This is a genomic window from Billgrantia ethanolica (assembly GCF_021404305.1).
GTDB lineage: Bacteria > Pseudomonadota > Gammaproteobacteria > Pseudomonadales > Halomonadaceae > Halomonas > Halomonas ethanolica.
The window spans coordinates 1-22,350 of the sequence record NZ_JABFTX010000006.1 but is presented as its reverse complement, the minus strand read 5'-3'; the positions used below and the strand labels follow the sequence as shown (position 1 = coordinate 22,350).

The window sequence follows — 22,350 nt, the reverse complement described above, 5'->3', positions numbered from 1 at the left end:
ACGCTATCTGCATCGCCCTATCATTCCATGGGAATTAAGGGCATGTGAGTCCGACGCCTACCTTTTTAGCGATTCCGTATCTTCCCATACTGCCTCCGTGCGGTATCCCTCAGCCAATCGACCAAGCAGAGCCGAGGTGTGTGGATGGGTTACCGCAAGCGTGCGCTGCCATGCCTCGTATTGTGCCGCTAGCTCTCTTTCTTGTTCGCCGCCATCACTTGGTGACCGCAACGTAACACCTCGCAGATTCCGCTTCCCAACCACGAATCCATCCGCTAGCGCCTCGGAGCTATAGAATTCAAGAGCATCACGCACGGACTCGTGGGGCCAGACACCATCCGTGCCGAGTGGCGAACTTGCTAGAGCTTTTCCGAGGAGGTCGTCAACGATGTCGGTGTAACGTTTTTCCGCAGCCAGCTTACGCACCCGTTCGATGATACTCGCAAGCTCTTTGGCCGACGGAATCTCGTGTGACGAAGTGCCTGCGAATGGTTTCCACTCGTTCAGAATACGCGATGCCTGTGTCGCCGCTGCACGTTCGCCCTCTGAGGGCTCTGGCCGTCCCTCACGGGATTCGCCTTCTGGAATGTAGATGAGCGCAATGAGTTCCAGTAGCAGTTTGGGGTCGGAAATCAGTCGCTCGTAGATGACGAGTTCATGCTGTGCCTGACGTTCCAAGACCCCAAAATAGATCCACTCCAGATGCATCAGCTCGCTGACTTCAAGGCGTCTAGAATCTGCGAGCGCCTTGATGAGACGGGCAATGTCGTACGCGATACGCTGGCCGTGAGCAGGGTTAGCATTCGCCTCCGCGACTCCAGCATTGAGCACTTCGACGATGAGCCGCACGTCACCGGTGCCTGCTAGCCAGTCGTTTTTGACATTCGCTGCTAGGAGATCAATTGCCGCTAAGGCCCGACCTACCGATAGGAGATTCCTTGCCACCTGCTCAGCTTCGCTCGGTTGGTCGAAAAGGTGAATGTGGACTTCCTTCCAGTACAACTCGCGGCAGATCGGGCCAGCAGCCTCGACTGCATCCCAGACCACCGGACATGCTGGAAGCCCTTGAAGCATTGTTGCCACAGCTTGTTCGGTTATGAAGTCCTGGCTTTCCTTCGAACTCCATCGGGCCATGAATCTTACGGGTTCGGTTTCGTAACGTGCATTGGAAAAACCGCGTGCGAGTTCCCGCTCTCTCTCGTCCGCGCTCGTGGCACAGCTCCGGAGTAAGGCATTCTCGATTGCTTCAGCACGAGAACTGTGCCCGAGGCAGTAGCCGAGCAAGCGATGGTTTTCAAAACGAGGCATCGCAGCAATCAGAACATTCAAGTCTAAGCTCGCGAGTATTTCTGAGGCTGAAGCCTGTGCCTCCTTGCTCTTCTCCCGCTCTTCACGCCAATCCAGCGCAACATCAGTCGGCCGCTCGACGTGGAAGTCGAAAAGCCAAGCCAGCTGACTGATCGGGTCATCGGGGGTGAGTCTCGCGTACAATGACTCCAGACGATCGAGGAGTTCTCTCGAATACACCCATTCGACGGCTTCCTTCGCGCTGAACTGGTTGTGGTGATGCAAGAGCTTGCGGAGCATCGTCCAGAACAAGAACCGATCATCACCCTGGATCTCAGGGAGGAGTTCTTCGGCTCCACGCAACACGTGCTCTTTGAGAGGCGGCATAAAAGAATTCAGGGAGGATACTAAGAAGTACCATCGCTCAGGGTTTTTGTCGGCGAGCTCAACCAGCCGCTCCGAGATGTCCTTGATCTCAGCCCAGTAATCCGCGATGAGTACCGGCCTGCGTTCTTTTTCTGGTGACCACGAACGCAGCTTGGGCCGAGCGGTCGGAGTGCTTATACTCGTCTGGTCGGGCATCAGCGATTTTCCGAGTTCCCATCCGACTTCCGGAAAACGCTGTGTGATCAGCATGAAGAGGCGCTTGCGATCAGGAGCCGTGGTGCTGCATTGGGGCTGCCAAGGCAGAAGAATTTCTGTTAGAGAATGAAGGGGGCGGTTGCTCCAGCGACCACCTGGATCATGTTCGGCAAGCGACGCGAGGGCGAGTACTGCACGACCGACATGTTCCGGCGCCCAGGCAAGAAGTTCCAAGGCACGCAGGAGATCTGCATGAAGGCAGGCGCCGTGCTCGCCTTCTTCCTCGAATAAATCTAATACCTGAGGTTGCTCCTGCGCCAAATCAGCTTCTAGTGCGGTTAAAAACTGAACAGGAGCCGCTTCGGCGAGCTCTCGCAGCTCACCATGAATCCGACGCCAGAAGCCGGGTTCACTGCGCTTCTCAAATAGCCGACGGCAGGCGGCATCAACCCAGCTCTGAGCTCGTCGCCCAGCGTAACAAGCTGCATCGTCTCGTCCGAGCGAAGCGGCATGCAGTAATCCGCGCGAAAGACCACTGCGCAGGTGGCTCGAGTGCGCACGGCGTTTGCCGTGCATATTGGCCATCCAACGCTCCTCGGGTGCAAGGTCGAAACGCGGATCAGGCTCTAGTAGAACGTCTTGTGCAGACTGCAGGAATACCTCAAGTTGACGCGTAGTCAGTGCTGGCTCCAGCAGCTTCCATGCAGTCGGCCGCGCATAAGCCTTCCACACCGACCCGGCACGACTGATCAACGGCGACGGACCAGACTGGAAAGGTATTATCGCGCGAACGAACTGTTCGTATGGGATACCGGTAACTGCCGAAACTATCTCGTTGTCAGTCTCGTGCGACTCATCCCATTCTCCAATGAGAATCGCTGCAGCTACTGTTACTCCTACCGCAGGGACTGCCCACTCCGGCATAGCTGGAGCGACGGCAAGCAACCTGTGTCGCACGCGCTCAAAGTACCCGCCTGCTTCCCGGCACAACTCATAAGCGTCATTGTGAGTTAGTCCCTGCTTGGCGAAATACTCGATAAGCGCAGAAATGGGCTGTGCGCCCAGCTCTATAGCATTCTCTCCCCCCGTGCTGAAGCTTGCGCATACTTTCACGAAATGATGTTGGGTGACGGTACTTGGAAGTTCGCCGGATGCAACAACGAGCAATGGGTGATCCGAAACTGCGATGGAGCGAAGACCGGCGCTCGAATCGACCCAGATCGCGCGCGACCAGAGAGCGTCACGCTCGTGCTCGGGTAATGACCCGATGCATGCGCCGACAAAAGCGGCGGCCTCGACGGCAGTCGTCGCCGACATCTCAATTACGAGCGGTGGGCCTTGCAAGAGAGCGAGCAACTTTGTCCGCTCAGCATCACGCCCGATGAGAAGCCCTGGCAGGTCGAGCGCGGGCTTGGTGGCGGCCCTGAAAGCGTCACATACCGCTTCCAGTGCATGTGCATCAGCTGGCAGAGCTCCCACCACTGGCGCAAGCCACGCTGCGACTGCTGGCGACATTTCTAGCCACTGCACGAGACTTTCCGCGTCGAAAGCTAAGACATCCTTCCAGTTACCTTCCGCACGTTTCTCTTCCACCCAGGCGTCCCTGCCAGGCCAGCGACGTGGCGTTGCAAAGACGAAGGTCGCCTGACGTGGATCGACGTCGAGCGGATTTTGGGTGCGCTTGTTGTAATCGTCGTTAGCTTTAGCACGCGGATCGTGTCCCGTGCCGAGTTCCCAGACCGAAAAGCCGGATACGACAAAAGGAGAGGCATCTTCCGCAAGAACCTGCCCATCCCACCCGCCCAGTCGCACTGCTTCCTCAGCCGGAAAGTCGACCCGCTTGAGCCCTCGCGCTGTCGCGTGCACCAGAAGCCGAACGAGCCGCGGAAACTCAGGTGCTGCCGTAATGCGCGACGCCCAGCGGTCAAGGTCATCTGCTCGAATTAGCCCGATCATGTTATTTGTTCTCATCTGCTTCGTGAGCGGCTCTAATTAACGCTCATTCTGTTCAACAGCACTTAGATTCCACGCCTCATCATTGAGGCAACGTGCTGGCAGCAGGAGCCGTGTCGGCCGCAAGGGGCTATCGACTGCTACCGCCCGGCGGGTCCCGTGAGGGGCGCGTCCTTGATGGGCGAGCAGCTTGGGTCGCAGATGACTTCCATAGCAAGTCCGCCGTGTCACATACAATAACACTCAGGCTACTAAAATTTGCTCAGTCCTGCCCAATCCAATTTGAGTCTTTTTTCATGTGGTACCGACGATTGTGCACCACTCACAATCTGTACCGTGATGGGAGATTTCCCTGTGGCTATCAATACAGCTACGCTTGGCCACCCTTGACACTCCGCCCGGCTTCGCTAGCATAGAGACTGCATATGCTGTCGATGGCAGCCCGGTGGTCTCGACCGGCTCCAACCGAGACACCTACCCAAGTCCGCTACGCATCCTGTAAGCGGTCGCCGCAGCATGCGGTCGGATGCTCCTACACCCCCGGCCTCTTGGCCATATACCCACCATGGGAATTGCCTTCCCATGTGGGATTGGTGTTTCCCGTGGATTCGTTCGTCTGAACCCCAAGGAGAAACACCATGACTACTCAAAAAGTTGCCAACAGCTTCTTCGATCTTCATATCACTGGCCTGGGCTACCTCAATCGAATCAGGGAGGTGACCCCGAAGCGCGGTGACGCCTTCTGGGCTTGTGACATCGCGGCCCTAAATGGCCCAACAGATGATGTCAGTTACACGCGCTTCGACTGCCGCGTCAGCGGTCGAGAAGCAGAGAAGCTCGTAAAACGCTGCCAGCAGGCAGTGGATATGAAGCGCAAGGTTCTGATTGGCTTCAAGCTCGGCGACCTCTGGACGGATACCTTTATATACTCAAGGGGAGAGAAAGCCGGCCAGACAGGTGTCAGCTTGAAGGCGCGCCTGCTCTTCATAAGTTGGATCAAGATCGACGCCGAGATGGTTTATCAGGCACCTCGGCACGATGAGCAAGGCGTCGATAACGATAGCCCTGCTGGCACAGCTGAGCAGCCTGAAGCAAGCAATGGCTATGCCGCTACTCACCCAGGAGAAGCGGCCGGTTCGTTCGACTCGCCTGCCATGCACTGATCTGAGCTATTTAAGCTCTGATAACCCAACCCAGCCGGGGAGAACCTCTCCCCCCGGGGTGGGGTTCTCCTTGTCACTTGATCAAGGAGAAACACCATGCGCACCTTTGATATGACGATGCTTGCAGAGGACTCTGGCTTCACAGGCCAGGTCCGTCTGAGTAATAACCTGATCTGCGACAGCATGTTCGCTAGCGAAGAATGTGTCGATCGTTTCGGTGTGCGGGCGGTAGGGCGCCTTGAGTTGATGCTCAAGGATGCAGCTCGCCAACTAAGCCAGTATCCCAAGGGAACCCAGGCGGCGCGGTTGACCCATTACCGCATCCCACCAGGCGGAAGCGAGTGTGAGCCTCTTGCCCTGGAAATCGAAGCCATCGTCGTCCAGGGCGACAGTGAGCATGGTGAATACCTTCTGCTCGCCCAGCTCGACGAGCTAAACCACGCCAAGGTGCTGCTGAGCGCTGTCGCGTAACTCCTCTTTACCACCCACCCTGACCGGGACCTCACTCCCGTCAGGGGGTGGGGTCTTGGTCATGCTCAAGAGAACAGGGACATGATGCATTCCAATCTTGCAATCTCTCTTCAGGAAAGCTCGGCATACACCTCTCAGCAGGAGCCCCTGCTATTTGTACGTGATAGTGATGGCAGATATCTGGCGGCTCCGGATGATCACATCATTGAGGTGGCCCGACTGGCGGTGGAGCGCTCCGTCTCCAGAGGCGCGAAGCTCACCACGCCCAATCGGGTGCGGGAATTTCTGTGGCTCAAGCTGGCAGGCTACGACCATGAGGTCTTCGGCGCCATCTTCCTTGACACTCAGCACCGTGTGATCGAATTCAGCGAACTGTTCCACGGTACGCTTGACTCCGCCTCGGTTTATCCAAGGGAGGTGGTGAAAGCGGCGCTGCGCCACAACGCAGGTGCGGTGATATTCACCCACAACCATCCCAGCGGGGAGCCCGATCCCAGCGATGCAGACCGACGTATCACTCAGCGTCTACAAGAGGCGCTTGGTCTGATTGAGGTGCGAGTTCTTGACCACATCGTTGTTGGAGGGGCGGAATCGGTGTCCTTCGCTGAGCGGGGCTATCTCTGATTCTTCTGGCGCTCCTTCTCGATACTTTCGGATGTTCTCTCAGCCCTCCTTTCTTGCGAAAGGAGGGCTTTTTATCTTGAACTAGCATCAAGGAGTTTGGGGCTTATTGGCTTAGTTCACGCATTTCTCTGGCTCTGTCAATAGTGTGGCATTTCCACACAGGAGCAAGACTTCCGGACCCAGCGGCAGCTGGCAGCAATAGGAGAATGATCGGACTTCGGCATTAGCATTCTCCCTTCCGCAGAGCAGTAGGACATCGTCAGATAGGGGTGAACGACCGGCTGACGAGAGCCACTGATGCTTAATCGACTGTTTTCACGAAAGAAAAATGACCTACAGGACCAGCAAGGGGATGGCTGGTTGATGCCCCGCTCAGGGGGTGAACTCCTCAGAACACCCTACCGGCAGGAGGTGATCAAGTCGCTGTGGGACCTGACGTCGTTAACGCGCCCGGTCTTCGTCGAATACCTGCAGCGCCCGCTGGAACGCTATGCCGAGCTCGTCCAGCAGCTGCCGGCCTCTGAGAACCATCACCATGCCTATGCCGGCGGCATGCTCGATCACGGCCTCGAGGTGATGAACTACGCACTGCGGATCCGCCAGCAGCACCTGCTGCCTCCCGGTGCAGCTCCAGAAGACCAGCTGGCTTCTGGTGAACGCTGGACGATCGCCGTGGCCTACGGGGCGCTGCTGCACGACGCTGCTAAGGTGTTGGTTGATTTAGATATTTGTTTAGAAGGTGGGAGAATCTGGCGACTATGGCAGGGTAGGATTCCAGGGCCTTATCGCGTGCAATATCGGAAGGGGCGCGATTACCAACTGCACCAGGTCACCAACGGCCTGTTGTGTGAGCCGATTCTCGGTAGCCAGGTGCTGGGTTGGCTGTACGAGGACCCAGTAGTGTTCAGCCAGCTCATGTATACCATCACGGGGTACGGAGCAGAGTCGGGCATCATCGGTGAGATCGTTGCTCAGGCGGATCGTGCAAGTGTCGCAAGTGCCCTTGGCGGTGATCCTGCTAAGGCACTTAAGGCACCTGTCGAGTCGCTGCAGCGCAAGCTGGTGGATGCACTCAGGTATCTGGTGAAAGAGCAACTGGTACTGAACACCCCCCGAGCTCCGGCGTACTTGACCGAAGACGCCTTGTGGGTTGTGGCGCCCAGCGTGCCTAATCAGCTCAAGGCGTGCTTATTGCAGCATGGAGTGCCAGGGGTGCCTTCAAAGACCACTCGCATGTATGACGAAATGCAAGCTCATGGCCTCATTCTTGAAGCCAACGACGGAAAGTCGGTGTGGAGAGGAGAAGTAAGCATTGGAGAGTGGAAAGCCACTCTCAGTTTTCTTAGGGTCCCGCCAGAGGTGATATGGGGGCCGGGGGAGACTCGTCCTTCCACACTAGCTGGTTCATTGGTGGTGATAGGTACAGAGGCTAAGTCGGAAGCGAGGTCATCCATCACGGAAGTTCATGTAAAAGAACAGGCAGCAGAAACTATTGATGATGCCATTCCACCGGTTTCCAGCTCTAAGGGTGACGCTGACTCGTCGCTGCCTTGCGGAGAAGAACAGGGCGCTACCGCATATCTAGTAGGGGAGCCCACAGCTAAGTGTAAGCCAAATCCTTCATCGACTGTCGTGGATGTCGACGAAATGATATCGCTGATTTCTGGCAAGGAGAAGGGTGAAAATCTGACAGATAGGAATGAAGAAGTTGGGTATCATGTTGAGATTTTGCATGATGAGAAATCGACAGGAACAACTGAGGCGGTTGGCACAGAGGACTATGGGGAGCGGTTCCTACAGTGGTTGAAAGAAGGGATTGAATCGCACCAAATTGTTATCAATCATACAAAGGCGCTAGTGCATGTTGTTGATGATGCTTATTTTTTAGTGAGCCCAGGAATCTTTAAGCGATTTTGCACTCTTGCTTATGGCTCAGAAAAACCTTGGAATAAGGTGCAGCAACGATTTCAGAACCTCGGTCTTCACCAGAAGCCATCCGGCGATCGAAACATTGTTGAAGTAGAGGTTAGAGGTCCTAACAGAAAAGGGAATGTTCTGAAGGGCTACATGCTGAAACCGGATTGCGGTCTCACGCCCCACTTACAGAACAATGTATTTCTTTCGTTGAAAGGTGAGGCGGAGTAGCATGCGCGACTTGACGTTTCCGGAAGTGATGCAAGAGATGTTCACTGAGCGGTGGTTGTCTCCCAAGACTCAAACCTCATATGCTGGGCCAATAGCTCTCTTTCGGCGTCATATCGGCATGGAAGTCCTACCATCCGAGGTAAGCCGTAAGGATGTGCTGATGTGGCGTTCGGCTATCGTAACGTCTCCTCGCAACCCGTCAGGAATTGAAGAGAGCTCATGGAACAACTATGCCCGCCATTTGAAGGCATTTTATAGATTTGGGATATCGCATGAGCTCATTCCTATCGTCAGTTCTCCGTTCGAGAATGTCTTCCTCAGGGAGAAAAAACGTGGCCACAAGACGTTGCGTGAAACCGACATCGTCTATGCTCGTGAGGCACTCGAGATTTGCCGTCGCTACGAAGTGGTCAGGTGCGAGCCAGCACCGCTTCACCCAGCATGGTTCTGGCAGGTCGTTGTAGAAACATTTTATCACACTGGAATTCGCCTGAATCAGCTACTGAATATGACGCCTAACGATATCCACTTAAAGAGGCGTCGGTTGATCGCCTCAGCCGAGGGCGCGAAGAACAAGAGTGAAGCCGTCCTGCCGATTACTGAGGACTTGTATCCTTATCTCGCCAAGCTGATGACTGCAGCACATGCAGCAGGCTTCAAGCGTCATGATCAACTTTTCAATGTCAATCGATTCAGCCTGCGTCACCGGCGGGAGACCATGAACGTGTGGCAGGTAGAGGGATTCTTCAACCGGCTGTCACGGTACTGCGGCAACCGTGTTACCCCCCATAGGTTTCGGCACTCACTCGCTACAGACCTGATGCGAAGCCCTGGTCGGGATATCTTCCTTACCCAGCAGGTATGCGGGCATACGGACATTCGCTCAACGATAGGCTATGTCGCCCCGGACCTTGCCACCCTGCGCAGATACCTAGAGCAGCGGCATGCTGCAAGCCACCTTGATGATGCCAACGGGATGCCAGATAGGGGTTCACCCCGTCAGGGGTTACCAGCCCCTGTAGGCAGGTCAAATTAGCCTGCCGAGCTTGACATGATGCTGTTGCTGGTATTGACTGTTATACGCCAACTGGTGAACAGAACCACCCTAAGGTCTTGATTCCCAGTCTTGATGATCGTCTGGTTTGTCAGTTGTTACCGGCCAGCATCAGAGCAACTGACTTGTAATCAGTAGGTCCCGGGTTCGACTCCTGGTGCCGGCACCATCCGAAACGGATGAAGAATCGGGACAAGCAGCGACTGGCAGACACCAGAAACCGCCCATCGAGGCGGTTTTTTCGTTGCGCTTGAAAGCCCGCTCCATCGCCACCACATCACTGCTGCAAGGTCCTGCCGGGACCTCCCGCCACGGCTGCACGCCGTTGCACGAGCTGGGACTGAAAACTGATCACGGATACACAGGAGGTGATTGGATGACAGTGCACACTTCGTCCAACCGTAAGCTGAAGCAGACCACCGACTACGCCGTCACCGATACCATGACGGCACCGCTTCGCAGCGCCGCGAAGCGGGTGCAGGATGCCTATCCCACCCGGCTGAACAAGCCGCTCGACACCCTCTGGGTGGAGCGCCGCGAGGGCGTGGTGCGCGGCAGCGCCGACGAGGGGCCGCTGAGTCGGGCGCAGCTCGACGAGTTCGAACGCAAGGGCTTTCTTTTCGAGCCCAATTTCATCAGCGGGGAGGAGCTCGATGAGCTGCGTCGGGAGCTGGATGCCCTGCTCAGCCGCGACGACTTCCGCGGCCGCGACTTCAGTATCACCGAACCCGACAGTCAGGAGATCCGCTCGCTGTTCGCGGTGCATTTCCTGTCGCAGCGCTTCGCCAGACTGGCCCACGACGAGCGCCTCGTCGGGCGGGTGCGTCAGATCCTCGGCGGCGAGGCCTACGTGCACCAGTCGCGTATCAACTACAAGCCGGGCTTCGAGGGCAAGGGCTTCAGCTGGCACTCCGACTTCGAGACCTGGCACGCCGAGGACGGCATGCCGGCGATGCACGCGGTGAGCGCTTCCATCGTGCTGACCGACAACCATGAGTTCAACGGCCCGCTGATGCTGATCCCGGGCTCGCACAAGGTGTTCGTGCCGTGCCTGGGCGAGACCCCGGACGATCATCACCGTCAGTCGTTGAAGCGCCAGGAGTTCGGTGTGCCGGGCCGCGAGGCGCTGCGCGAGCTGGTCGCCCGCCACGGCATCGAGGCGCCCAAGGGCGCGGCCGGGGGCCTGCTGCTGTTCGACTGCAACACCCTGCACGGCTCCAACGCCAACATGTCGCCGGACCCGCGCAGTAACGTATTCTTCGTCTACAACCGGCGCGACAACGCCTGCGTCGAGCCTTTTGCCGCCCGTCGTCGTCGGCCGAGCTTCCTGGCACATGGGCTGGACGAGCTGTGGACGCCCCAGGACTGACGCCTATCGTTTCGATAGCGTCATCAGGGTGGAACGGAGCGCATGGTGCGGTAGACTGTGAGGCTTGTCGTTGAGAAGCGGCACGCATAACGAGAAGGAGAAGACCCGCCATGCGCTTTGTTCCCCGTTTTACCGATGGCCAGGAGTTTCCCCATTCGCTGGGCAAGATCGTATGCATTGGCCGCAACTATGCCGATCACGCCAAGGAGCTGGACAACCCGATACCCACCGAGCCGCTGTTGTTCATCAAGCCGGCCACCAGTGCGGTGAGCCTCGACGAGCCCCTCGATCCGCCTTTCTCTCGTGGCGAAGTGCACTACGAGGCGGAGCTGGCACTGCTGATCGGCGAGACGCTGTCCCATGCCACCGCCGATGAGGCCGAGCGTGCCATCGTCGGCATCGGCCTGGCGCTGGATCTGACCCTGCGCGACGTGCAGACCCGCCTGAAGGAGAAGGGCCACCCCTGGGAGATCGCCAAGTCGTTCGACGGTGCCTGTCCGCTGTCGGCCTTCCTGCCGCTCAGCCGTGCGCCGAACTGGAATGCGCTGACCTTCGAGCTGGAGATCGACGGCGAGCTGCGTCAGCACGGCGAGGGTTCCGACATGCTGTTCCCAGTGCCTACGCTGGTGGCCGAGATGAGCCGTCACTTCACCCTTGAGCCGGGCGACGTGGTCATCACCGGCACCCCCGAAGGCGTCGGCGAGCTGCCGCGCGGCGCCAAGCTGCGTATGACCCTCACCGGCGGCCTCGAGGTCACGGCTCAGGTCGTCGAGTAAGGCCCGCCCCGACCGGTACTCAGGTTCCAAACGACGACGCCCGGCGGTCTGGCCGCGGGGCGTCGGTCGTTTGCGCTCGAGTGGCGCCGGCAGGGTTGAACAACCTACTCGAGATAGGTATAGCCCTGCAGGCCGGCGGAGAGGTCGTCGAGGAAGTGCTCCTGCTCCTCTGCCGGCAGCCCGCTGTCGGCCAACTGGCCGGCCAGGCGGTCGCGCAGCACCTTGGCATCGAAGTTGACGTAGGCCAGCACGTCGGAGACGCGGTCGCCCTGCTGGGCGTGGCTCAGCACCCACTCGCCGTTCTCGTCCAAGGCGGCGTCGACGGAGTCGGTGTCGCCGAACAGATTGTGCAGGTCGCCGAGGATCTCCTGGTAGGCACCGACCAGGAAGAAGCCTAGCAGGCGCTCCTCGTCGTCACGCCACTCGGGCAGCGGCAGTGTCGTCTCCACCCCCTGGCCGTCGACGTAGCCATCGATGCGGCCGTCGCTGTCGCAGGTGATGTCCTGGATCACGCCGCGGCGACTGGGCTCGCGGTTGAGCCCGGTCAGCGGCAGCACCGGGAAGATCTGATCGATGCCCCACACGTCGGGCACCGACTGGAACAGCGAGAAGTTGACGAACAGCTTGTCGGCAAGCTTCTCGGCCAGTTCGTCGATGATCTCGCGGTGGGCGCGGTTGCGGCTGTCGAGTCGTTCGCGCAGGCGCGCGCAGGCGGCGAAATAGACCCCTTCGGCCTCGGCGCGCACGGTGATGTCGGCCAGCCCCATGAGGAAGCGGTCGTGCATTTCGCTCATCGCCTGCAGCAGGTCGTGCCATGCCTCGACTAGCTCGCGCGGCTCCACCGAGCCGTTGAGCAGATCGTGCACGCGCCACAGCTCGTCGAGCTGAGGGTCATCCTCGGCCAGTCGTTCGGGCGCCTCGTCATTGACCCGCTCCTCGCCGATCACATTGGTGATCAGCACCGCGTGGTGGGCGGTGAGGGCGCGGCCCGATTCGCTGATCAGGTGAGGATGGGGGATCTCCGCCTCGTTGCAGGCCTGGGCGAAGGCGCTGACTACGTTGCGTGCATACTCGCGCATGGAGTAGTTGATCGAGCAGAAGCTGCGCGAACGGGTGCCTTCGTAGTCGATGCCCAGGCCGCCGCCGACATCGACGGTGTCGATCGGTGCGCCCAGCGCCAGCAGGCTCTGGTAGAAGCGCGCGCACTCGCGCAGACCGACCTGGATGTCGCGGATATTGGCGATCTGCGAGCCCAGGTGGAAGTGCACCAGCTGCAGGCTGCCGAGCGAGTCGGCTTCGCGCAGGCGCTCCACCACCGCCAGCATCTGGGCGGCGGTGAGGCCGAACTTGGATTTCTCGCCGCCGGTGTCCTGCCACTTGCCCATGCCCACCGAGGCCAGGCGCGCGCGCAGGCCGATGCGCGGGGTGACGCCGAGGCGTTCGGCCTCCTCCAGGATCAGCGGCAGCTCGGAGAACTTCTCCACCACCAGGTAGACCCGATGGCCGAGCTTCTCGCCCATCAATGCCAGGCGGATGTACTCGCGATCCTTGTAGCCGTTGCACACGATCAGCGAGGGGCCGTCGGCGGAGAGCGCCAGCACGGCGAGCAGTTCCGGCTTGCTGCCGGCCTCGAGGCCGACCCGGCCGTGGCCGCGCTCGCGGGTGGCCAGTATCTCCTCGACCACGCGCCGCTGCTGGTTGACCTTGATCGGATAGACGGCAGTGTAGCCGCCTTGATACTCCTCCTCGCGCATGGCCAGGTCGAAGGCTTCGCACAGCTGCTCGACACGGTCGTGCAGGATGTCGCTGAAGCGGACCAGCACCGGCAGGCGCAGGTCGGCCTCGCGCAGTTGGTCCACCAGCGGTGCCAGCGGCAGGGCGGGGCCTTCGGCCTCGCTGCCGAGAGGGCGCACCAGGGCATGACCGTTGTCGTCGACGTCGAAGTATCCGCTGCCCCACTGGTCGATGTTCCAGGTGCGGCGCGCGCGCTGGGCGGGACCGGAGGCTGCTCCCATGGATAGGCTCATGTATCGCTCGCTTCAGGCAGGGGCAGAGCGCCGTGGTTCAGGCGTGCCGTGAGAATGGTATGGAACTGCGCCGGGTCGTGGGGCGTCAGGTCGTGGGCCGGCGGATCGACGTAGACCACCAGCAGACGTGACAGCCAGTAGCGCAGCGCGGTCATGCGCAGCATCGTCGGCCACACCTCGCGCTCGGCGGCGGTGAGGGGACGGCGAGTCTGATAGGCGCTGATGATGGCGTCGTGGCGGGCGCGGTCCAGGCGGCCATCGGGGCCTGAGGCCCAGTCGTTGATGACGATGGCCAGGTCGAACAGCAGATCGCCCGTGCAGCCGTTGTAGAAATCGATGATGCCGCCGAGGCTGTCGCCCTCGAACAGGGTGTTGTCGCGGAACAGATCGCCGTGCAGCGCCCCATGGGGCAGTTCGGGGGCATCGCCGAACACGCCCTGGTAGATCTCCACCTCGTCCTTCATCAGGGTCTGATCCTCGGGCGAGAGGTAGACCAGCACCTTGTGGTGCATGGCCGTCAGCCAGTTGAGGTCGCGTGGGTTGGGTCGATGGCCGGGAAAGTGCTGGGATACCGTGTGCATACGCCCCAGCGCGTCGCCCAGGGCGCGGCACTGGGTCAAATTGGGCGACATCGGGTGACGGCCGGGCAGGCGCGGAAACAGCAGCGAAGGCTTGCCGGCCAGGCTGTGCAGGGCAACCCCTTCGCGGTCGTGGACTGGGCCCGGCACCGGCAGGCGATGCTCGTCCAGATAGTCGAGCAGCTCGACGAAGAACGGCAGCTCCTCATGCTCGCCCTGCTCGAACAGGGTCAGCACCAGCTCGTGGCGGTCGGTGGTGACGAAGAAGGTACTGTTCTCGGTACCGCCGGCGACACCCGCCAGGGACACCAACTCGCCGACATCGAAACGCCTGAGAAACTCTGCGACCTGTGCGTCGCTCAACGGGGTGAATACGGCCATGTGTCTCTCGCCCAGGTTGCCAAGCCGCCTATTGTAGCGTCTTGGCACTGTGATGCACGTCTGCTGGACAGGTTCCGACATTCACCCGGTGAAAGGATTGGTTCGGCTGCTAGAAGCGACGCAGCACCCACTGCGGTACGGCGATGCGGTCGCCCTCCTGGCGCTCGAAGTTGCCGTCGCCGTCGTGGTCGACCAGGAAGTAGCTGGGGCCCCGGCTGGGGCGGATCTCGATGGCGTAGAGCTGGCCGTTCACCCGGTATTCGCGAATGGTCTGATCCGCTTCCTGGCGAATGGTGATGTCGGGTTCGAGGTTGGCGGACTGGGCCAGGCTCGGCGTAGCCGCTGCCAGACCGAGGCCGAGGGAAAGCAGTGCAACCGCCAGGAAACGAAGAGCGTTCATGTTGGCCTCCGAAAGACCGCTTGCGACAGTCGTTGCCATCGAGGTGACTAACCTATCGAATGGCTAACCCTAGTGTATGACGTTGGACAGCACGATCCCAACGATGGCGGCAAAAGCGACGCGCAATGCGTATCATGGCTGATCAGGATCACATTTTCTTGCACAGACTCAACGGATGCCCGATACATGGCCGACACGCCCATCGTTCTCGTCGACGGTTCGTCCTATCTCTACCGCGCTTTCCACGCCCTGCCGCCGCTGACCACCTCCACGGGCCAGCCCACCGGTGCCGTCAAGGGCGTGCTCAACATGCTCAAGCGGCTGATCAAGGATTACCCGGACAGCCCCATGGCGGTGGTCTTCGACGCCAAGGGCAAGACCTTTCGCGATGAGCTGTTCGAGCAGTACAAGGCCCAGCGCCCGCCGATGCCCGACGACCTGCGCAGTCAGGTGGAGCCGCTCTACGAGTGCGTTCGCGCCCTCGGCCTGCCGCTGCTGTGCATCGAAGGCGTCGAGGCCGACGACGTCATCGGCACCCTGGCCCGACTCGCTACCGAGGCCGGCCGCGATGCGGTGATATCTACCGGCGACAAGGACATGGCGCAGCTGGTGAACTCGCACATCACCCTGGTCAACACCATGAAGGACGAGACCCTCGACGAGGCCGGGGTCGAGGCCAAGTTCGGCCTGCCGCCGGCGCTGATCATCGACTTCCTGGCACTGATGGGCGACAAGGTCGACAACATCCCCGGGGTGCCGGGGGTGGGCGAGAAGACCGCTTTGGGATTGCTGCAGGGCATGGGCGGTGGCCTCGATGCCATCTATGCCGACCTGGATCGGGTCAAGACTCTCGATTTTCGCGGGGCCAAGACGTTGCCCAAGAAGCTCGAAGAGCATCGCGAAATGGCCTATCTCTCCTACCAACTGGCCACCATCAAGACCGACTGCGAGCTGCCGGTGGGCCTCGACGATCTCGACATCGCCCACCCCGACCGTGAAGCGCTAAAGCGGCTCTATACCGAACTCGAGTTCAAGGCCTGGCTCTCCGAACTGCTTTCCGGCAAGGACGAAGGGGTGGACGACGTCCAGCGTGGCGCCGGGGTCGCCGGCACCGCCGCGGCGGACAACCTCGACCCGGAAGCGCCGCCGGCCAGCGTGACGGCGTGCAAGAATCACCTGATCCTGACCCAGGCCGAGCTCGACGAGTGGCTGGCGCGGCTGGGCCAATGCGAGGCCTTCTGCTTCGATCTCGAGACCAACAGCCTCAACTACATGGACGCCGAGATCGTCGGTGTGGGGCTGGCGCTGGAGCCCGGCGAGGCGGCCTACGTGCCGCTGGCACACGATTACCTCGACGTGCCCGAGCAGCTCGACCGCGCCGCGGTGCTCGCCGCGCTCAAGCCGCTGCTGGAGGACCCCTGCCGCGGCAAGATCGGCCAGAACCTCAAGTACGACATCTCGGTGCTGGCCAACTACGACATCCAGGTGCGCGGACCGCTCACCGACACCATGCTCGAGTCCTACGTGCTCAACTCCACCGCCACCCGACACGACATGGATTCGCTGGCGCTGAAGTACCTAGGCCAGAAGACGGTGAGCTTCGAGGAGATCGCCGGCAAAGGTGCCAAGCAGCTCACCTTCAACCAGATCGACTTCGAGCAGGCCGTGCCCTACGCCTGCGAGGACGTCGACGTGACCCTGCGCCTGCACTGCGAACTGAGGCCGCGCATCGAGGCCGAGGGGCGCCTGGCCGAGGTGCTGGACACCATCGAGCGGCCGCTGATCCCGGTGCTGTCACGCATCGAGCGCACCGGGGTGGCGATCGACGCCGCGCGCCTGCATGCCCAGAGCCAGGAACTCGAAGCGCGCATTGCCGAGCTCGAAACCCGCGCCTTCGAGCTGGCCGGGCGCGAGTTCAACCTCGGTTCGCCCAAGCAGCTCGGCGAGATCCTGTTCGAGGAGCAGAAGATCCCGGTGCTCAAGAAGACGCCCAAGGGCGCGCCCTCCACCGCCGAGGCCGTGCTCGAGGAGCTGGCGCTGGACTACCCGCTGCCCAAGGTGATCATGGAGCATCGCGGCCTGGCCAAGCTCAAGTCGACCTATACCGACAAGCTGCCGCGGCTGGTCAACAAGCGCACCGGGCGGCTGCACACCAGCTACCATCAGGCGGTCGCCGCTACCGGCCGGCTCTCCTCGAGCGACCCCAATCTACAGAACATCCCCATCCGCACCGAGGAAGGGCGCAAGATCCGCCAGGCCTTCATCGCCCGGCCCGGCTACCGCATCGTCGCCGCCGATTACTCGCAGATCGAGCTGCGCATCATGGCGCATCTCTCCGAGGATCAGGGGCTGCTCACCGCCTTCGCCGAGGGGCGCGACATCCACACCGCCACCGCCGCCGAGGTATTCGGCGTGGCGCTGGGGAAGGTCTCGGGCGAGCAGCGCCGCAGCGCCAAGGCGATCAACTTCGGGCTGATCTACGGCATGAGCGCTTGGGGGCTTTCCAAGCAGCTGCGCATCGAGCGCAGCCAGGCGCAGACTTACATCGATCGCTACTTCGACCGCTACCCTGGCGTGGCCCGCTACATGGAGCGCATCCGTGCCCAGGCCGCAGAGGATGGCTTCGTCGAGACCGTGTTCGGACGGCGGCTCTATCTGCCCGAGATCCGCGCCCAGAACCACGCCCGACGCCAGGCCGCCGAGCGCACCGCGATCAACGCGCCGATGCAGGGCACCGCGGCGGACATCATCAAGCGCGCCATGATCGAGGTCGACGCCTGGCTGCAGGAGAGCGCCTTCGACGCCTGCATGGTCATGCAGGTCCACGACGAGCTGGTGTTCGAGGTCGGCGAAGGGCAGGTCGACGAGTTCATCGGCGAGGTGAAGGCGCGTATGCAGGCCGCCGCCGAGCTCAGCGTGCCGCTGATCGTCGAGGCGGAGAGTGGGGTGAATTGGGACGAAGCCCACTGAGGCCAGCTTCTCACAGCAACCGAAAGGCCCGTGGCATCCGCCACGGGCCTTTCGGTTCAGCCCTTCTTACCGCCAGCCGACGCGATCGAAGATCCTAATCGCTTCCGGGTTGTTCTCACCCAGCACGCTGATGTTCAGGTCGTCCTTGTGCAGCTCGCCCCAGGACTTCAGCGTCTCGTCCATGTTCACACCGTCGACGACCGGGTACTCGAAGTTGCCGGCGGCGAAGATCTCCTGGGCGGTATCGGAGGAGAGGAACTCGAGGAAGCGAATGGCGTTCTCGCGGTTCGGCGAGGTGGCCACGACGCCGGCGCCGCCGACGTTGACGTGAATGCCGCGGTCGTCCTGGTTGGGGAACAGGATGCCGACGCTCTCGGCAACGTTACGGTCGGCTTCGCTGTCGGAGTTGAGCAGGCGCACGTAGTAGTAGTGGTTGGCCACGGCCAGGTCGCACTCGCCGGCGGCGACGGCGCGGATCTGGTCGGTGTCGCCACCCTCGGGCTGGCGCGCCAGGTTGTTGACGATGCCCTGGGCCCAGGCCTCGGCTTCTTCAGCGCCGTGATGGTCGATCATCGCCGCCAGCAGCGACTGGTTGTAGATGTTGTTGGACGAGCGAATGCACACCTCGCCCTCCCAGCGCGGATCGGTCAGATCCTCGTAGGAAGTGATCTCGCTGGGGTCGACGTTCGCCGGGTTGTAGAAGATCGCCCGTACGCGTTGACTGAAGCCGAACCACTTGCCTTCGGGGTGGCGCATGGAATCCGGCAGGCGCTCGGCAAGCACGTCGGACTCGATGGCCTGGAAGATGCCCTCCTGCTCGGCGCGCCACAGACGGCCGGCATCCACGGTGATCATCACGTCGGCGGGGCTGGCGATGCCCTCACGCTTGATGCGGTCGATGAGCTGGTCGGAGTCGCCCTCCAGCAGGTTGACCTTGATACCGGTCTCGTCGGTGAAGGCCTGATAGAGCTGCTCGTCGACGTCGTAATGACGCGCCGAGTAGAGGTTGACCTCATCTGCTGCTACCGTGGTGGCAAAGGCCGAGCCGGCCAGCATGGCGGCAAGCGGAGCGACGAGACGTTTGGCTTGGGACATGATTCACCTCGAGGGACGAACGATCAGGTTGCTTGAGTACTAATGATAATACGTTGCATTACGTTGATCGCTATTGAAGCGTTTTCCGTTGATGCCGTCAAGCGACCCTTGAGCCACGAGACGAAGGAGAGCTGACCGGGAGCAAGGAACGATGGAAAAATTGACAAATGCGAGTAGATTTCAAACGTATCTACTAGACATTTCGGGTACGATGAGCCCTATACCTTCACTTGACCAAGTCGCCTGACCTATGACTAGCCAATCGAAGCCAATGGAAGTCGGCCACGCCCCCTACCGACAGCCTACTGCGCTGACCATGGAGGCGGTGCAACACACTTTCGACGGTCTGGCCGCCGTGCGCGGCGTCGATCTCGTCGTGGAGCCCGGTGAAGTCGTCTGTCTGCTGGGGCCCTCGGGATGCGGCAAGACCACGCTGCTGCGCATCGCCGCCGGCCTCGAGGTTCTGCAGCAGGGGCGCGTGACGCTCAACGACGGCGAGATAGCGGTGCCCAAGGGCAAGCACGTGCCGCCGGAGAAACGCAACGTCGGCCTGGCCTTCCAGGACTCGGCGCTGTTTCCCCATCTCACGGTGCTGGAGAACGTGACCTTCGGGCTCAAGGGCGAGCCACCGCGCCAGCGTCGCGAGCGTGCGCTTGGCCTGCTCGAACAGCTGGGCATGGCCGCTTACGCCGAATCCTATCCGCACATGCTCTCCGGCGGTCAGCAGCAGCGTGTGGCGCTGGCGCGTGCTCTGGCGCCTTCACCGCAGCTGATGCTGCTCGACGAGCCTTTCTCCAGTCTCGACGCGCGCCTGCGTGACCGCATCCGCGACGATACCCTGCACGTGCTCAAGAAGGTCGGCGCGGCCACCCTGTTGGTGACCCACGACCCCGAGGAGGCCATGTTCATGGCCGATCGTATTGCGCTGATGCGCGACGGTCGCATCGTCCAGGTGGGAACGCCGCGGGAGCTCTACTGTGCGCCCTGCGATCCTTTCGTGGTGGCGTTCTTCGGTGAGGTGAACGAGCTGCAGGGCGAAGTGCGCGGCGGCCGCGTGATGACTCCGGTAGGGCCGGTGGAAGCCGGCTGGCTGCCCGAAGGGAGCCAGGCCCAGGTGATGATTCGCCCCGAGGCGCTGCGCATCACCGAGCACTTCGAGCCGGCCCCGGAACACCGCTACAGCCATGTAATCATGGCCAAGCTGCTGGGTCGCAGCAGCCTGCTGCATATCTGCGCCCACGGCGAGGACGGCAGCGAAGCCCACCTGCACGCCCGGGTTCCCGGCGTCTTCCTGCCCGCCGAAGGGCAGCGGGTGGACATCCATCTCGACCTGTCGCAGGTCTTCGTCTTTCCCTCAACGCTTGCCTGAGCCGGGGCGCGAGCGGCGCATGGCCATGCTCAACAGCACTACCGGAATGATGCCGACGGCCACAATCGCCAGAGAGGCGGTCGAGGCCTCGGCCAGCCTCTCGTCCGAGGCCAGGCTGTAGGCCCGCACCGCCAGGGTGTCGAAGTTGAAAGGGCGCAGGATGATGGTGGCCGGCAGCTCCTTCATGATGTCCACGAACACCAGAATGCCCGCCGCGAACAGACTGCCGCGCATGATCGGGGTGTGAACCCGCTTGAGTGTGCCGGCCGGCGTCTGGCCGAGGGTGCGTGAGGCGGCATCCATGCTCGGTGTCACCTTGCCCAGGCTCGCCTCCACGGTGTTGAACGAGACCGCCAGGAAGCGCACCACGTAGGCGTAGATCAGGATGAACGCCGTGCCGCTGAAGATCAGGCCGACGATCATGCCGTAGTGGGCGTGCAGCCAGGTGTTGACGCTCTTGTCGAGCCAGGCGAAGGGAATCAGGATGCCCACCGCGATCACCGAGCCGGGGATGGCATAGCCCATCGAAGCGATGCGCGTGGCGATGCGCGTCAGTGGGCTGTCGTGCAGGCGCACGCCGTAGCTGAGTATCACCGCCAGCCCCACCGCGATCAACGAGGCGATCACCGCCAGCTTCAAGCTGTTCCAGGCAAAGCCGAGGAAGCGCGTGCCCCACAGGGCGTCGCCCGTGGTGATGGCCATCTGCGCCAGCAGGCCGCTGGGAATGAGAAAGCCAATCAGCACCGGCAGCGCGCAGGCGGCGAAGGCCGCCGCGGCACGCCAGCCGTGCAGGCGGTACTCGGGCAGCTGCTGGTAGCGATTGGTGGTGTGGAAATACTGGCGTTTGCCCCGCGACCAGCGCTCCAGCAGGATCAGCAGGAACACGAACAGCAGCAGGCAGGCGGCCAACTGGGCGGCAGCCACTTGTTCGCCGAGGCCGAACCAGGTGCGATAAATGCCGGTGGTGAAAGTGTCGACGCCGAAGAACTGCACCGCGCCGAACTCGTTCAGGGTCTCCATCAACACCAGCGAGACGCCGCCGACGATGGCCGGGCGCGCCAGCGGTACGGCCACGGTGGCGAACAGGTTCCACGGGCCGCGCCCCAGGGTCCGGCCGACGTCGAGTACGCACACCGACTGCTCGAGGAAAGCGGCCCGGGCCAGCAGGTAGACGTAGGGATAGAGCACCAGCGTGATCAGCGTAGCGGCGCCGCCCAGCGAGCGAATGTTGGGAAAGTAGTAGTCGCCGCGGCCCCACTCGAACACCTCGCGCAGCCAGGTCTGCAAGGGGCCGGCATACTGCAGGAAATCGGTATAGGCGTAGGCGATCACGTAGGTGGGCACGGCCAGCGGCAGCAGCAGCGCCCATTCGAAGATCCGCCGCCCCGGGAAGCGGCACATCACCACCAGCCAGGCGGTACCGGTACCGATGATCATGGTGCCCAGGCCCACCGTGACGGTGAGATAGAGGGTATTGCCCACGTAACGTCCCAGCACCGTGCTGGCCAAATGCTGCCAGACCCCCTCGGTGGGCATCACGATGTGGGCCAGCACCACCATCACCGGCAGGGCGACGACGAAGGCAACGCTGAGGATCAGGAGTGTCCAGGGGCTCATGCGACGAGTGATCGAGGCAAGCCCGGTAGCGGTGGAACGGAACAAGCGGAGCTCCTTGGCTGGCTGGCTCGGCAGCGCGGTAATGCGAGGCGGTCACGATTGGAAATGATATCAGTTGTCGCATGCCCCTGCAGCTGACCGATGTCAATGAAAAGCGCCCGCATCCTGGGATGCGGGCGCCAAGGTCAGGCAGGTTGGCGGTTCAATAACCGAGCATGAGCGACGGCAGGCCCGTCACCAGCACCGGGAAGAAAGCCATCAGCACACAGGCCAGTACGATCAGCGCCACGAACGGCACCACTGCCTTGTACAGGTCGACGATCTCGACCCCCTTGGGTGCCACCCCCTTCAAGTAGAACAAGGCATAGCCGAACGGTGGGGTGAGGAACGAGGTCTGCAGCACCACCGCCACCATCACCACGAACCACAGCACGTCCACGCCCATCTGATTGACGATCGGTAGCATGATCGGGAAGCTCAGCAGCACGA

At 61.4% G+C, this 22,350-nt stretch carries 16 protein-coding genes; 9 read left to right on the top strand and 7 right to left on the bottom strand.

All coding sequences use genetic code 11. From position 1 onward, the window contains the following. Positions 1-57: 57 nt before the first annotated feature. Positions 58-3,825, bottom strand: coding sequence for a hypothetical protein (locus HOP53_RS20835; RefSeq protein ID WP_234271783.1), 3,768 nt, complete (start codon positions 3,823-3,825; stop codon positions 58-60). Positions 3,826-4,460: 635 nt separating this feature from the next. Here HOP53_RS20835 and HOP53_RS20830 point away from each other — a divergent pair. The 7 genes from HOP53_RS20830 (at position 4,461) to HOP53_RS20800 (ending at position 11,424) form a co-directional block, all read left to right on the top strand. Then, positions 4,461-4,985 carry an STY4534 family ICE replication protein gene (locus HOP53_RS20830; RefSeq protein ID WP_234271782.1) on the top strand — a complete coding sequence of 175 codons (525 nt, stop codon included), beginning with the start codon at positions 4,461-4,463 and terminating at the stop codon, positions 4,983-4,985. 96 nt (positions 4,986-5,081) lie between these two features. Next, entirely contained in the window at positions 5,082-5,456 is a 375-nt protein-coding gene (locus HOP53_RS20825; protein ID WP_234271781.1) for a hypothetical protein, read from the top strand. A gap of 81 nt (positions 5,457-5,537) precedes the next feature. Continuing rightward, entirely contained in the window at positions 5,538-6,080 is a 543-nt protein-coding gene (gene radC, locus HOP53_RS20820) for a RadC family protein (protein ID WP_422677631.1), read from the top strand. Positions 6,081-6,377: 297 nt separating this feature from the next. Beyond that, the gene (mobH, locus tag HOP53_RS20815; protein ID WP_234271780.1) at positions 6,378-8,225 is read left to right on the top strand and encodes a MobH family relaxase; all 1,848 of its coding nucleotides are present in this window, start codon (positions 6,378-6,380) and stop codon (positions 8,223-8,225) included. A 1-nt stretch (position 8,226) separates the two neighbouring features. Then, the gene (locus HOP53_RS20810; RefSeq protein WP_234271778.1) at positions 8,227-9,261 is read left to right on the top strand and encodes a tyrosine-type recombinase/integrase; all 1,035 of its coding nucleotides are present in this window, start codon (positions 8,227-8,229) and stop codon (positions 9,259-9,261) included. A gap of 394 nt (positions 9,262-9,655) precedes the next feature. Next, positions 9,656-10,648, top strand: coding sequence for an ectoine hydroxylase (gene thpD / locus HOP53_RS20805; protein WP_234271777.1), 993 nt, complete (start codon positions 9,656-9,658; stop codon positions 10,646-10,648). Between the two features lie 110 nt (positions 10,649-10,758). Continuing rightward, positions 10,759-11,424, top strand: coding sequence for a fumarylacetoacetate hydrolase family protein (locus HOP53_RS20800; RefSeq protein ID WP_234271776.1), 666 nt, complete (start codon positions 10,759-10,761; stop codon positions 11,422-11,424). Positions 11,425-11,528: 104 nt separating this feature from the next. On the opposite strand, the gene speA is transcribed toward HOP53_RS20800, so the two are convergent. The 3 genes from speA to HOP53_RS20785 all read right to left on the bottom strand — a co-directional run bounded on the left by speA (position 11,529) and on the right by HOP53_RS20785 (position 14,810). Then, a complete protein-coding gene (gene speA / locus HOP53_RS20795) occupies positions 11,529-13,451 on the bottom strand; it encodes a biosynthetic arginine decarboxylase (protein WP_234271775.1) in 1,923 nt (640 codons plus the stop codon). Beyond that, positions 13,448-14,410 (bottom strand): homoserine kinase, encoded by a 963-nt coding sequence (locus HOP53_RS20790; protein WP_234271774.1) that lies wholly within the window; start codon positions 14,408-14,410, stop codon positions 13,448-13,450. Before HOP53_RS20790 ends, speA begins: the two co-directional genes overlap by 4 nt. Before the next feature lie 109 nt (positions 14,411-14,519). Then, entirely contained in the window at positions 14,520-14,810 is a 291-nt protein-coding gene (locus tag HOP53_RS20785) for a DUF2782 domain-containing protein (protein WP_234271773.1), read from the bottom strand. A gap of 186 nt (positions 14,811-14,996) precedes the next feature. Here HOP53_RS20785 and polA point away from each other — a divergent pair, with 186 nt between their 5' ends. Beyond that, entirely contained in the window at positions 14,997-17,780 is a 2,784-nt protein-coding gene (polA, locus tag HOP53_RS20780; protein ID WP_234271772.1) for a DNA polymerase I, read from the top strand. A gap of 66 nt (positions 17,781-17,846) precedes the next feature. Here polA and HOP53_RS20775 read toward each other — a convergent pair whose 3' ends face one another. Next, complete coding sequence (locus HOP53_RS20775) at positions 17,847-18,875, bottom strand: Fe(3+) ABC transporter substrate-binding protein (RefSeq protein ID WP_234271771.1); 1,029 nt, start codon at positions 18,873-18,875, stop codon at positions 17,847-17,849. A 271-nt stretch (positions 18,876-19,146) separates the two neighbouring features. Between HOP53_RS20775 and HOP53_RS20770 the strand changes: the two genes are divergently transcribed. After that, positions 19,147-20,244 (top strand): ABC transporter ATP-binding protein, encoded by a 1,098-nt coding sequence (locus HOP53_RS20770; protein WP_234271770.1) that lies wholly within the window; start codon positions 19,147-19,149, stop codon positions 20,242-20,244. On the opposite strand, the gene HOP53_RS20765 is transcribed toward HOP53_RS20770, so the two are convergent. Together HOP53_RS20765 and HOP53_RS20760 are read right to left on the bottom strand one after the other, a co-directional pair. After that, positions 20,230-21,861: an ABC transporter permease gene (locus tag HOP53_RS20765; protein ID WP_234271848.1), complete on the bottom strand. Its 1,632-nt coding sequence runs from the start codon at positions 21,859-21,861 to the stop codon at positions 20,230-20,232. The genes HOP53_RS20770 and HOP53_RS20765 overlap by 15 nt on opposite strands. A gap of 202 nt (positions 21,862-22,063) precedes the next feature. Then, positions 22,064-22,350: TRAP transporter large permease subunit (locus tag HOP53_RS20760; RefSeq protein ID WP_234271769.1), on the bottom strand; the 287-nt coding region annotated here is incomplete at its 5' end.

Coding starts and splice junctions, on each gene's coding strand:
- HOP53_RS20835 (WP_234271783.1), bottom strand. CDS start 3,825: ATGATCGGGCTAATTCGAGCAGATGACCTTGACCGCTGGGCGTCGCGC.
- HOP53_RS20830 (WP_234271782.1), top strand. CDS start 4,461: ATGACTACTCAAAAAGTTGCCAACAGCTTCTTCGATCTTCATATCACT.
- HOP53_RS20825 (WP_234271781.1), top strand. CDS start 5,082: ATGCGCACCTTTGATATGACGATGCTTGCAGAGGACTCTGGCTTCACA.
- radC (WP_422677631.1), top strand. CDS start 5,538: ATGATGCATTCCAATCTTGCAATCTCTCTTCAGGAAAGCTCGGCATAC.
- mobH (WP_234271780.1), top strand. CDS start 6,378: ATGCTTAATCGACTGTTTTCACGAAAGAAAAATGACCTACAGGACCAG.
- HOP53_RS20810 (WP_234271778.1), top strand. CDS start 8,227: ATGCGCGACTTGACGTTTCCGGAAGTGATGCAAGAGATGTTCACTGAG.
- thpD (WP_234271777.1), top strand. CDS start 9,656: ATGACAGTGCACACTTCGTCCAACCGTAAGCTGAAGCAGACCACCGAC.
- HOP53_RS20800 (WP_234271776.1), top strand. CDS start 10,759: ATGCGCTTTGTTCCCCGTTTTACCGATGGCCAGGAGTTTCCCCATTCG.
- speA (WP_234271775.1), bottom strand. CDS start 13,451: ATGAGCCTATCCATGGGAGCAGCCTCCGGTCCCGCCCAGCGCGCGCGC.
- HOP53_RS20790 (WP_234271774.1), bottom strand. CDS start 14,410: ATGGCCGTATTCACCCCGTTGAGCGACGCACAGGTCGCAGAGTTTCTC.
- HOP53_RS20785 (WP_234271773.1), bottom strand. CDS start 14,810: ATGAACGCTCTTCGTTTCCTGGCGGTTGCACTGCTTTCCCTCGGCCTC.
- polA (WP_234271772.1), top strand. CDS start 14,997: ATGGCCGACACGCCCATCGTTCTCGTCGACGGTTCGTCCTATCTCTAC.
- HOP53_RS20775 (WP_234271771.1), bottom strand. CDS start 18,875: ATGTCCCAAGCCAAACGTCTCGTCGCTCCGCTTGCCGCCATGCTGGCC.
- HOP53_RS20770 (WP_234271770.1), top strand. CDS start 19,147: ATGGAAGTCGGCCACGCCCCCTACCGACAGCCTACTGCGCTGACCATG.
- HOP53_RS20765 (WP_234271848.1), bottom strand. CDS start 21,861: ATGAGCCCCTGGACACTCCTGATCCTCAGCGTTGCCTTCGTCGTCGCC.